Source organism: Enterococcus sp. 5B3_DIV0040, from assembly GCF_002140755.1.
Lineage (GTDB): Bacteria > Bacillota > Bacilli > Lactobacillales > Enterococcaceae > Enterococcus_D > Enterococcus_D casseliflavus.
Genome location: NZ_NGLC01000001.1, coordinates 797,482 through 809,374, shown reverse-complemented (window position 1 = coordinate 809,374; position 11,893 = coordinate 797,482). Strand labels below are relative to the sequence as shown.

General features: G+C 43.2%; 10 protein-coding genes. 4 read left to right on the top strand and 6 right to left on the bottom strand.

Annotation, left to right across the window (positions count from 1 at the left end; translation table 11 throughout):
* Nucleotides 1-241: 241 nt before the first annotated feature.
* From rpoD to tuf, 4 genes are all read right to left on the bottom strand, one after another.
* Nucleotides 242-1,348, bottom strand: a complete 1,107-nt coding sequence (gene rpoD / locus A5883_RS03985; RefSeq protein ID WP_005229298.1) for an RNA polymerase sigma factor RpoD — start codon at nt 1,346-1,348, stop codon at nt 242-244.
* 23 nt (nt 1,349-1,371) lie between these two features.
* On the bottom strand, nt 1,372-3,210 hold the full coding sequence (gene dnaG, locus A5883_RS03980; RefSeq protein ID WP_015510081.1) for a DNA primase: 1,839 nt from the start codon (nt 3,208-3,210) through the stop codon (nt 1,372-1,374).
* Nucleotides 3,211-3,368: 158 nt separating this feature from the next.
* The gene (locus tag A5883_RS03975; RefSeq protein ID WP_005229291.1) at nt 3,369-3,998 is read right to left on the bottom strand and encodes a lysozyme family protein; all 630 of its coding nucleotides are present in this window, start codon (nt 3,996-3,998) and stop codon (nt 3,369-3,371) included.
* A 212-nt stretch (nt 3,999-4,210) separates the two neighbouring features.
* A complete protein-coding gene (gene tuf / locus A5883_RS03970) occupies nt 4,211-5,398 on the bottom strand; it encodes an elongation factor Tu (protein ID WP_005229289.1) in 1,188 nt (395 codons plus the stop codon).
* Between the two features lie 246 nt (nt 5,399-5,644).
* On the opposite strand from tuf, the gene A5883_RS03965 reads away from it, so the two are divergent.
* Nucleotides 5,645-6,004 (top strand): YxeA family protein, encoded by a 360-nt coding sequence (locus A5883_RS03965; RefSeq protein WP_086338026.1) that lies wholly within the window; start codon nt 5,645-5,647, stop codon nt 6,002-6,004.
* 191 nt (nt 6,005-6,195) lie between these two features.
* Here the strand turns inward: A5883_RS03965 and A5883_RS03960 are convergent, their stop codons facing one another.
* Nucleotides 6,196-7,200 (bottom strand): nucleoid-associated protein, encoded by a 1,005-nt coding sequence (locus tag A5883_RS03960; RefSeq protein WP_005229284.1) that lies wholly within the window; start codon nt 7,198-7,200, stop codon nt 6,196-6,198.
* A 163-nt stretch (nt 7,201-7,363) separates the two neighbouring features.
* On the opposite strand from A5883_RS03960, the gene A5883_RS03955 reads away from it, so the two are divergent.
* The 3 genes from A5883_RS03955 to A5883_RS03945 all read left to right on the top strand — a co-directional run bounded on the left by A5883_RS03955 (nt 7,364) and on the right by A5883_RS03945 (nt 9,351).
* Nucleotides 7,364-8,209, top strand: a complete 846-nt coding sequence (locus A5883_RS03955) for an aldo/keto reductase (protein WP_375354563.1) — start codon at nt 7,364-7,366, stop codon at nt 8,207-8,209.
* 26 nt (nt 8,210-8,235) lie between these two features.
* Nucleotides 8,236-8,517 (top strand): hypothetical protein, encoded by a 282-nt coding sequence (locus A5883_RS03950; RefSeq protein ID WP_086338024.1) that lies wholly within the window; start codon nt 8,236-8,238, stop codon nt 8,515-8,517.
* A gap of 114 nt (nt 8,518-8,631) precedes the next feature.
* Complete coding sequence (locus A5883_RS03945; protein ID WP_010749217.1) at nt 8,632-9,351, top strand: hypothetical protein; 720 nt, start codon at nt 8,632-8,634, stop codon at nt 9,349-9,351.
* Between the two features lie 38 nt (nt 9,352-9,389).
* Here A5883_RS03945 and A5883_RS03940 read toward each other — a convergent pair whose 3' ends face one another.
* Nucleotides 9,390-11,864 (bottom strand): hydroxymethylglutaryl-CoA reductase, degradative, encoded by a 2,475-nt coding sequence (locus tag A5883_RS03940; protein WP_086338023.1) that lies wholly within the window; start codon nt 11,862-11,864, stop codon nt 9,390-9,392.
* Nucleotides 11,865-11,893: the final 29 nt, after the last annotated feature.

Here is an 11,893-nt window from a genome sequence, read left to right as displayed (position 1 = left end):
GCTTGCTGTACCTACTGCTTCTTTTTTTAGACCAGCAAATAATGGGTCTTTTTTGACACTTCGTTGTTTGTTACGTTTTGATGCAGATGCACAAAATTAAATTTATCACATTCTTGGCAATTAGCCAACACTTGCTTGGTTACGTTTTTATTAAGTTCTTTACCAATCTTGTGTCGAGAGGACAAAATCTGAATAAAAAAGACTTTCCAAAGGGTTCCTTTGGAAAGTCGATAAACCTTGATTATTCTAAGAAATCTTTCAATTGTTTTGAACGAGATGGATGGCGTAGTTTCCGTAATGCTTTTGCTTCGATCTGACGAATCCGTTCTCTCGTTACCCCAAAGACTTTGCCGACTTCTTCTAATGTCCGAGTACGACCATCATCGATTCCGAAACGCAAGCGCAGCACGTTTTCTTCACGGTCAGTCAACGTATCCAGTACATCTTCTAGCTGCTCTTTCAACAGCTCATAAGCCGCATGCTCTGCTGGACTTGTGGCATCTTGGTCTTCAATAAAATCACCTAGATGAGAATCGTCTTCTTCACCGATCGGTGTTTCTAATGAAACAGGTTCTTGAGCGATCTTCAAGATTTCACGAACTTTTTCCGTCGGCAGATCCATTTCTGCGCCGATTTCTTCTGGTGTCGGTTCGCGCCCTAAGTCTTGCAGCAATTGCCGTTGAATACGGATTAATTTGTTGATGGTTTCCACCATATGCACAGGAATACGAATGGTTCGCGCTTGGTCAGCGATCGCACGGGTGATCGCTTGACGGATCCACCAGGTCGCATACGTCGAGAATTTGAACCCTTTGCGGTAGTCGAATTTCTCAACGGCTTTCATCAAGCCCATGTTTCCTTCTTGGATCAAATCAAGGAATTGCATTCCTCGACCCACATAACGTTTGGCAATACTAACGACCAAACGTAGGTTGGCTTCTGCCAAACGCTGTTTTGCCTCTTGATCGCCTTCTTCGATTTTCAGTGCGAGCGCCACTTCTTCTTCTGCGGTCAATAACGGCACACGACCGATTTCTTTCAAGTACATCCGAACGGGGTCATTGATTTTCACACCAGTTGGTGCAGACAGATCTTCTTGAGGTTGTGTTTCTTGTCGTTTTTCATTGCTCTTTAGACTATGGACTGAAGGCTCTCCATTTTCATCCACGACACTGATGCCTGAATCCTCCAGTTTTTGAATTAATTTGTCCATTGCATCAGCATCCAAAGTATACGGCGTTGCTAAACGATTCGTAATGTCATCGTAAACAACTTGCCCCTTTGTTTTATTTTCTCGGATGTATTCGGCAACTGCTTTATCATACGTTTTTTTTGTTTCTTCTGCCATGAAAGAAAGCCCCTTTCAGTTCGCTATTTAGCTTGTTTCAACCGTTTGGTCAAATCAATGATTTCGATCGCAAGTTCAAGTTCTAATTGCTGGTTTCCTTTTTGTCTTGCTTCTTGCTGCTGGATTCGTTTTTGATTGATTTCTTCAGCAATGCCCGACTTTTGAAATACCTGCAGAATGTCCTGAAATTCTTGTTCAGTCCCTTCCTCAGAAGCTTTAAGATCTGCAATATCGATCACCATTTTTTTCATTGAATCTTCTTTTAAAAAATCTAAGAACTTTGCTAAAACAAAGTGTTCTTCTGTTTCCATATACGCATCAAACAGCAGATAAAGCTGTTGGTAACGATCATGGATAAAGGATATGCCACTCGCTCGAAAGCGATGGTTTAACGTACTGTCATGAAACAAACGGTACAATAATAATTCTTGTGCTTTTTCTACCTGTGTTTTGGGCTGCTGCCGCGTTGGCGGCGTAAAGACCATAGGATTATTGGTTGTTGGCGCTGGCGGCGGTGCATCTTGCCGCGGCTGCTGCTCTTGCCGGTTTTGCTTGAGCTGCTGCTGCAAGGTCTCACGGCTCAAGTTGAACTCTGTGGACAACTGAGTCAAATAACGGTCTTGCTCCAGCAAAGAATCCACCCGCTGTAATTCCTTTAAAACGACTTGGACATAATCTAGCTGCTCTTTCTCATTGGCCAAATTCCGATTCGCTCGATGGTAATCCATTTTGAAAGCAAAGACGGTTTCTTTCCCATGTACAGCTAATTTATAAAAAGCTTCTGTCCCATATTTGCGCAAATAGTCATCTGGGTCCATCCGTTCCGGCACTCGAACCACAGATAATTTCAAGCGGCTATTGTTTTGCAAAAGATCGATCCCACGGTTCGTGGCTTCAACCCCTGCACTATCTCCATCGTAACAAAGAATCACTTCTTGTGCCACTCGCTCGATGTGAGCGATCTGCTGATTGGTCAGGCTGGTCCCCATCGAGGCGATCCCATTTTCGATCCCTGCTTGCCAAGCGGCGATCACGTCCATAAATCCTTCAAATAAATACACTTGGCCATCTTTACGCATCGCTCGTCGCGCTTTGTCAAAGTTGAAAAGAACCTCGCGTTTATTGAAAAGAATCGTTTCAGGACTATTTAAATATTTTGGTTGGTCTTGATCACCGACTTTTTCGCTTGCTAACCACCGACCAGAAAAACCAATCGTTTTCCCCTGAGGATTGCGGATCGGAAACATGATTCGCTGGTAAAAGCGATCCGCCAGTGAGCCATCGTTGCGCTGAACAAAGAGTCCTGTATCAGGAAAAAACTCTGCTTTGGCTTTTTCATTCAAAAAAACTTTCTCCAAAAACGAGCGTTCATTCGGTGCAAAGCCAATATTGAACTCTTCGATCAGTGCCATCGTCAATCCACGATCTAATAAATAGTCAAGCGCTTCTTGTCCAGCAGCTGTATTCACCAACATGTGATGATAGACTTCGGCGGCTTTTTCATGTAACGCAATCAATTGACTCGTTTGTGAGGTCGCTTCATTGATGCCTTCAGACTGCTGATATTGCGGATCAAGAGGAATATCGTTCATTTCTGCTACTTTGACGACTGCTTCTGGAAAACTGATCCCTTCAAGCTCCTGTAAGAAACCATACACATTTCCACCACGACCACAACCAAAGCAATGAAAAATTTGTTTGTCCTCTGCAACGGAAAAAGAAGGTGATTTTTCATTATGGAACGGACACAAACCAAAATAATTTTTTCCAGACTTCTTTAACTGGACATACTGTCCCACGATATCGACGATATTGCTACGTTCGCGAATGTCGTCAATGACCGTTTGAGGAATTCGTGCCATCCACTCACCTCCATTTGGTAAGTATTCATCGGTTTACTAGGTAAAAAAACGCACTAATAGATATCAGTGCGAAGAATAATTAGACAGAATCACTCATAATGATTTTACCATATTTTATTTGTATTTCAAGCTTTTTTGTTTCACTTATTTTCCAACGCTTATGAAAAGAAACGCGCCGTAACATTGATCTTCCATTGATTCATTTTTATTAAATCAGCGTAGAATAAATTGCCGCCGTTATGATACAGGTGACCACCATTATAAAAAACGGATTGGATGCCCCAGTAACGATAGGTTTGTTCCGTATCATTGCCTAACAATGGAGATAAAACCTCTCTGGAATATGTTTCTGCTAGCTCTAAGGTGTTCACTCCCCCTCGGGCAGCGACATAATCAATATAATCTGTACCAAAATTATACGCCTGTACGGCGGTCCAAAGATCACAGTTCATTTGCTCGGCTTTTTCAATCAACTCGGCTAAATAGGAAACACCTTGTTCGATGCTTTGTTCTGGCGTATCGAACTGATTTTGTTTTCCATAAACACTTTCAGAACTTTGCATCGGGTCGTTGCCTTGTCCTTTTGACTCCGTCAGCATGATGCTCATGGCTAATGACTGATATTCAGAGATGTCGTGGGCTTGCGTCTGTTGCGCGATTGCTTCTTCATACGCATAGACAGCTTTCAATGCCGTGTAGTTTCGATAGACCCAAACCCCTGCCCCGATCAGCAGCAGCACGAGGGCCAGCTTCAGTATAAATCCTAGGAAACGTCGAATTTTTCTCATCAAATACATCCCATCTTTTCTAAGTCAGAATCTATCGTACTATGAAATGAACGGGCTGACTAGAATTTTTTCTCTCCTAAAAAATCCTTAATAAAATCACAAGATTATTTAGAAAAAAACAAGCAATCCTAAGCTGACCGAGGGATTGGCGATCTTTCGACAAGAAAAAGGAAACAGCGCTTCTTCAAAAGGAAGCACTGTTTCACTCATCATTATTTTTCGATCGTGGTAACAATACCAGAACCGACTGTTCGTCCACCTTCACGAATCGAGAAGGTCGTTCCATTTTCTACAGCGATCGGATGGATCAATTCCACATCGATCGTTACGTTGTCACCAGGCATCACCATTTCCGTTCCTTCTGGTAAAACGATATTCCCAGTTACGTCCGTTGTACGGAAGTAAAATTGTGGGCGATAGTTATTAAAGAATGGGGTATGGCGACCGCCTTCTTCTTTTGTCAACACATAGACTTCCGCTTGGAATTTCGTATGCGGTGTGATAGAACCTGGTTTTGCTAACACTTGGCCACGTTCAATTTCATCACGGGTGATGCCCCGTAACAATACCCCTACGTTATCGCCAGCTTCTCCGAAGTCCATCGTTTTGCGGAACATTTCTACCCCTGTCACGACTGCTTTTTGTGTTTCAGGTTTGATTCCGACGATTTCTACTTCATCCCCGACTTTTACCATGCCGCGATCGATCCGACCAGAAGCAACGGTTCCCCGTCCTGTGATCGAAAAGACATCTTCGATCGGTAACAACAATGGTTTGTCAGTATCTCGTTCAGGCGTTGGGATATATTCATCTACTGTATCCATCAGCGTTAAGATCGCTGCTTCAGCATCTGGGTCCCCTTCCAAGGCTTTTAACGCAGAGCCCTTGATCACAGGAATGTCGTCGCCAGGAAAATCATATTCAGTCAGCAATTCTCTGACTTCCATTTCAACTAAATCGATCAACTCGTCATCATCGACAAGGTCCGTCTTATTCAAAAAGACGATCAAATGTTTCACACCCACTTGACGAGAAAGCAAAATATGCTCCCGTGTTTGTGGCATTGGGCCATCTGTCGCTGATACGACCAAGATTGCGCCGTCCATTTGAGCAGCCCCTGTAATCATATTTTTCACATAATCCGCGTGTCCCGGTGCATCGATATGGGCATAGTGCCGTTTTTCCGTTTCATATTCCACATGAGCAGTATTGATTGTGATACCACGTTCGCGTTCCTCAGGAGCCGCGTCGATACTTGCGTAATCTTGCGGATTGGCAAGCCCTTTTTTCCCAAGAACTGTGGTAATTGCAGCAGTCAAGGTGGTTTTCCCATGGTCGACGTGTCCAATCGTTCCGATGTTGACATGGGGTTTGCTACGATCATAATGTTGTTTTGCCATATTGTTTCCCTCCTAGAGAAAGTTGAGTCGTTGGTTGACTCGAATCATATTTTTGCGATTTACGCTTCCAAAGAGATAAGGATTAACTTATTTTTTGTAAGTTTAAATCTACCCTTATTATAGGTCAAAATTAGTCAAAGTCAAGCAAGAGGTCTCGGCAGCTAATCCCTAAGAATTTCTTTGCTTTTTGTGATCCATTGGACGCAAGCCTGGTTTTTATGAATAATAGAAGATGAGGTGAGAAATGTGAAGAAAATCATTGCAGCGCTGGTTTTTACAGCAATTTTTCTTGGCGGCTGCTTCCTTACTTATGACTATTACTATGGTGGAAGTGACTACTATACAGTTATCAACGATGCGGGGGAACACGATACCGAAGTCAGTGACGAGGGGGTTGTTGAAAACATCTATCGTTATACACAAACAGCCTACAGCGCCTCTGGTGACGTCAAAACGGTCAAAATGAATGAACACCGTTCCGCTCCTTTGAAAGAAGGCGCCTATTTGAAACTATTGGTCAATCCAAACAAAGGCGTTATAAGCTGGGAAGAAGTTTCTGAAGAAGACGTTCCTCAAGGGGCTCTTGAAAAGTTGACCCCTCAATAATTGCTGCTATCAAGCAAGCGTCTGTAAAAAAGCAGGGCGTCCTCTTTCTAAATGAGGACGCCCTGCTTTTTGTGCTCTATAATTTATGGGCCTGATGAATCAGAATTGATTCTTCAGCCCCATTTTCATTATTGACAAAGAGCCGCTTTTTTGTACTTGTTTTGCCATCGTCTGCTTAGAAACAGCTCTTGTTACATCCGATTAATCACTTCTTCTACATTTTTGATCGTTACGGAAATCGTGCCATCGGGGTTATTGATAAATTCGATCAAATTCGGATCTCGGTAAACATCCAAAGGAACGATCAATTCGATTCCATTCGATAATTTTAGTTTTTGCTTACCAAATTTTTTCTCCGAGATCTCACGAACATCCCGCATCATCGGTGCTTGATTGACGAATCCTTTTTCAACCACTTCTTCTTGAAATGAAAGCTGAGCAGTAATATTGTCTTTAAAGACTTTTTGCGCCACTTCACTCACATCGATATGACCAGACTCTTCGATCGTATCGTAGACCGCTTCTTTCAAATCGGCAACAACGTTATAGGTGGGTGTTTCAAATTTCTGACCAATTTTTTCGGCTACTTTTTTGATGACTTTGACATTTTCTTCTAAAGATGGGATCGGTTCGGCATCAATGACTTTTGTTGAAAAGTAGGCGTATTTTTCACCTGAAAAGCTATATTTCTTTTCAATCAGTTCAAAGTCTAAGCTCTCCACATCGATCGTGATCCCTTCATCTGCCTTTTGGGTTTTACCTGCTAGTAAGGCACGATGCAAAATCAAATTATTTTCGATCCCAGCCTCCCCATTATCAATAAAATGCGTATAGCCATCTTGATAATTGACCTTCAAAAAAGCCAGCTGCATTCTTGTATCTAATTCATATAAGACGACAAACGCATCCGCACTTGGCGCATCTTCACTTTCCTTGTACGCTTCATACCAGCGTTGCACGATCGCTTCACTGGCTGCGATAAAGTCGTCTGGCGCTTGTTTGACCAATTGAGCGATCGTTGAAGTTTCGAGTAAACGACCTGTTTTGGTTTGCGGTGTAGCAAGTTTCTGTATTTTCTTCGTCAAATAATCACGAATGTATTCCGTTGTTAAATCAAGTTCAACTTGAGAAAAAACTGGATCGCCTGTTTGACGGTCCACAATGTGTAAAATCGCATGTTTCAAATAAATATCCATTGGTTACGCTCCTTATCCATTTGTCTAGTGTACAAAATAAATAGGCGAACTGACAAGAGCGAATCGGCATTTTCCTTCAACATTCGCTTTCTTTTTAAAAGGTGCAATCATTGGAAATTCCTGCCTCGTCTGCTAAACTAGAAGTATCACAGAAAACGGAGGAATGAACATGAACAGCTATACGTTATCAAACAATGTGACCATCCCTGAGCTAGGCTTTGGCACATGGCAAACACCAGACGGCGACGTTGCCGTAGCATCAGTCAAAAAAGCACTAGAAGTAGGTTACCGCCATATTGATACAGCACAAGGCTATAAAAATGAAGCCAGTGTTGGTCAAGCGATCAAAGAAAGCGGCATTCCCCGCGAAGAACTTTTCTTGACTACAAAATTATGGAATGCGAACCATTCTTATGATCTTGTGATGTCCTCTTTTGAAGAATCTTTAGAAAAATTACAAACAGACTATATCGATCTTTTCTTGATCCATTGGCCAAATCCAGTGGCTTTTCGCGACAATTGGCAAACAGCGAACGCAGAAACATGGCGTGCTTTTGAAGAGTTGTATCAAGCAGGCAAAATCAAAGCGATCGGCGTCAGCAACTTCTTACCACATCATTTTGAAGAATTGAAAAAAACAGCGACTATCTTCCCAATGGTCAATCAAATTTTCCTTGCACCTGGCGAGTTACAAGAAGAAGTCGTGACTTATTGCCAAGAACACGATGTATTGCTTGAAGCATACAGCCCATTAGGTACTGGGAAGATCTTTGATGTACCAGAAATGAAAGCATTAGCTGAAAAGCATCAAAAATCAATCGCTCAAGTTGCATTACGCTGGTCTTTACAACATGGTTTCTTGCCATTACCAAAATCAGTCACACCAAGTCGGATCGAAGAAAACATTCACGTCTTTGATTTTGAGCTATCTGAAGAGGACATGAAAAAGATCGATCAATTAGATGGTGTGGTTGGGAAAGCGACCAATCCAGATACGACAGGGTTTTAATTTCACTCTCTATAAAGGAGAAGCCTATGAAAAAAACTGATTTGAATCATCTCTCCCCTGCTGTTCAAAAAGCCTTACATGCTGATTTTGTTTTTCTCATTTGGCCAGACAAAGTCCAACACTTTCCAGCACGTCAATGGACGACCAGCGACTATCAGCAGATGCTGACCGAGAAACTTACTGGGGAACCACGCTTTTTTCTTTGGGAAAACTACTTAGTCGCAACTGGAGAAAATGACCTTTTGGTCCTGATGCCCAAGTACCATCAAATCAATGATCTAGTAGAAACACCAGCGCCGCTTTTTTAGCAGCGTTGGTGTTTTTTCAGGAAGTATATAAATTTTTTTGTATTTTTTCATGAGAATCACTGTTCTTTTCTGCAAATTTTCCTTATAATCGATAGTGATCGAGAGGAGAAGATTATGAAAAAGAAACAATTAGCAAAATTGAAACAACAATTCCGCCCGTCTTATGAAACAGCTCGACAACAGTTGTTTACAGCGATCGAGCGCAAAACAGCAGATAAGTTTGACCTTCCGACGACTGTGTATATCAATCCTAAAAACCAAGAGGAATTATTGATTGAATTGTTGAAGGAAACGCCAAAAGAACAAAAAATCGCTGTTCCTTTAGATGAGAACTTCAAGATCGTCGTGAAACGAATCCAACGCTTAGAAGCTGGTTTGCTTGATCGTTTCAGCGATAACTTAGTCGATGAGATCGCTGCTTACTGGTTGCCGACCAATCCGCAAGAAAGTACGGCACCCGCTCCTGCAAAAGAACCAGCGAAAGTGAAGGAAGAATCAGCACCAGCTGAAGCGGCTGCACCGACTACCTCTGCATCAACTAAAGAAGTAGAAAAAGCAACTGAAACAATGGCTGATACTGCTGACAACACAATGACTTTTTCAGCATTTGCTGAAAAAATCGCAGCATTCCCTAAATTTTCTGCCAAACAATCTTCAGGAGAAACGATCGTGATCGAAGCTTCCCCGAAAGAAGATCGTGTTCTAGCAACGATTTCTGAAACAGAAAGTGATACTTTTACCATCGAAACTGCGCTAGAGCGCAAATACAAAGTAAAATTAGAAGTCATTCCATTGATCGAGGCGTATGCCCACACGGCGATTTCGAAACGATAAACAAAAGGTTCTCTAGACAAATGTCTAGAGAACCTTTTTTAATTGCGTATTTCGGTTAAAAATTTACGGGCTTGCTCTTGGTTCATTTGAGTCGCAGCTCGCAGCTTAGCTGCCAGCTGTTCAATCTCGGATCCTTTTGCTCCTACTGAAATGGCTAATGAACGGGCTTGCATGCTCATATGGCCTTGCTGGATACCTTCTGAAACCAATGCTCGCAACGCTGCCAGATTCTGAACCAACCCGACACTTGCCGCCAGCGAAGCTAACTCACTCGCCGTTTCAACACCAGTCAATGCCAACGCAGCTTGGGCTTTTGGCAATATTTTTGTGGCACCCCCGACTGTGGCGATCGCCAACGGCAGTGTGATACTACCAATCAAACGGTCTTCTATGATGGTCCAGGAAGTCAACCCTTGCATGCGGCCATTACGGGCAGCATAGCCATGACAAGCGGCAGAAACGGCGCGAGTGTCGTTTCCGGTAGCCAAAATCAGCGCTTCAACCCCATTCATGATCCCTTTGTTATGGGTTGCGGCACGATATGGATCGATCTTGGCAAAATCAGCTGCATGAACAATTTTTTCGGCAACTTGTCTGCCATTTCCGGTCTTGCTCAATTTGTCAAAAGGCACCGAGCAAGTGGCTGTTACTAACGATTCCGTAGCGAGATTGCTTAAAATACTAAAGAGAATTTCTTCTTCTGGGAACCATTTGCGAAAAAGCTTTGCCACTCCTTCTAAAATCGAATTGATGATATTGGCGCCCATCGCATCTTTGACATCAACCATTAAATCGATCGACACATAAGCGGTTGCTAAGTCAGATTCTGCTGGCGAGAAGTTCCGACCGATCACTCTTCGCAATCCACCGCCGCGTTTCACGATGGAAGGATACGTCTCATTCGCCACTGCAAAGATCGTTGCTTGCTCGGATTCAACTTTTGCCAAAATCGCTTCCGGATCCTGAACATCCATAAAGACGATCTGGCCTCGAAGCAAACGTTCTTGACTGATCGTTGTAATGGGCCCAGCCATTTTTGCTCCATTGCTCATCGCTGCGATCACCGAGGGTTCTTCTGTGGCTAATGGGACATTGTATGCTTTGCCATTCACCTGCAGGTTCAGCCCTACGCCTAACGGGATCTCTACTTCACTGATTTGGTTTTCGATCAAGTGATTAGCAGTTTCCTTGTTTAGCGTCATTTCTTGAAAAACCAAGGATTCTGCTGCTGTGATCGCTCCTTGTGCTTCAAGAAAGGCTAATCGTTCATTAGGCGCGAGGGCGTAAAACTTTTTTTTTTCTGTTTTTTCTGATGCCGACTCTTCATCAAAATTCGTTTGACTTGCTGTCGCCGAAGGATTTTCTAACAGCATCGCTAGCCCTAATCCGCCACCGACACACAAAGAGGCGATTCCATAGCGCTCTTGGGTGTCTTTTAGCTGATAAGCGACGGTCGTTGCGATCCGCGCGCCAGTCGCTCCAATGGCATGTCCCAGTGAAATGCCCCCGCCGTAACGGTTGACTTTCTTCGGATCCAAACCAAGTTCACGTTCTACTACGATCGAAGAAGCTGCAAAGGCTTCATTGATCTCAAAAATACCGATATCTTCAATCGTCAGTGCTTGCTTTTTCAGTAACGTATCGATTGCTTTGATTGGTGAGATTCCCATGATCTCTGGGGCGAAACCGACTTCGACGATCTCTTTGATCACTGCCAGATAAGGAATCTGATGCTCTTCACAATAGCTTTTTGACGCGATCAAGACCATGGCCGCCCCATCATTGATGGTTGAGGCGTTCCCAGCAGTCACCGTACCGTCTTTTTTGAAAACTGTTTTTAATTCAGCTAATTTTTCGACTGTCGTAGCGGCGCGAATGCCTTCGTCCTGTAAAACGGTTCCTGATTTTTCAGTCAACGGCACGATCTCTTGATCAAATTTCTTTGCTGCTTGCGCTTTGGCAGCTTTCATTTGTGAGTGGTAGGCAAACTCATCTTGCTCTTTGCGAGTGATCCCGTATCTTTCTGCTACCGTCTCAGCCGTCAGTCCCATTGGCTTGCTACTGAATGCATCTGTTAATCCGTCATGCATCATTGTTGACACCGGAGCTGAATACTGATCTTCCGCCTTGTTATAATAACTAAAGAGCGGCGCATTCGTCATACTTTCAATCCCACCAGTCAATACGACGGATGCCTTGTTCAATTGAATTTGCTCCATCCCCATTAGAATCGCTTTCATTCCCGAACCACATACTTCGTTGATCGTTGAGGCTGGAATATCTGAGGAAAGCCCACTTTGCAAGGAAACTTGGCGTCCTGGATTTTGACCACTGCCTGCTTGTAGCACATTTCCGATAATCACTTGTGCGATATGTTCTTTTGCTTGTTGGTTTCTTGCCAACAAGGCTTTTGCAGCGACTGTTCCTAATTCTACCGCTGTATATTCTTTTAATGACCCATGGTATTTGCCAATTGGCGTTCTTAGTGCGTCGATAATGACAACTTCTTCCACGTACGTCACCTCCTCTTGAAATATATCAT

Bases quoted from the DNA above. Each gene is read 5' to 3' on its own strand.
- rpoD (WP_005229298.1), bottom strand. From the start codon at position 1,348: ATGGCAGAAGAAACAAAAAAAACGTATGATAAAGCAGTTGCCGAATAC.
- dnaG (WP_015510081.1), bottom strand. From the start codon at position 3,210: ATGGCACGAATTCCTCAAACGGTCATTGACGACATTCGCGAACGTAGC.
- A5883_RS03950 (WP_086338024.1), top strand. From the start codon at position 8,236: ATGAAAAAAACTGATTTGAATCATCTCTCCCCTGCTGTTCAAAAAGCC.
- A5883_RS03960 (WP_005229284.1), bottom strand. From the start codon at position 7,200: ATGGATATTTATTTGAAACATGCGATTTTACACATTGTGGACCGTCAA.
- tuf (WP_005229289.1), bottom strand. From the start codon at position 5,398: ATGGCAAAACAACATTATGATCGTAGCAAACCCCATGTCAACATCGGA.
- A5883_RS03955 (WP_375354563.1), top strand. From the start codon at position 7,364: ATGAACATGAACAGCTATACGTTATCAAACAATGTGACCATCCCTGAG.
- A5883_RS03975 (WP_005229291.1), bottom strand. From the start codon at position 3,998: ATGAGAAAAATTCGACGTTTCCTAGGATTTATACTGAAGCTGGCCCTC.
- A5883_RS03945 (WP_010749217.1), top strand. From the start codon at position 8,632: ATGAAAAAGAAACAATTAGCAAAATTGAAACAACAATTCCGCCCGTCT.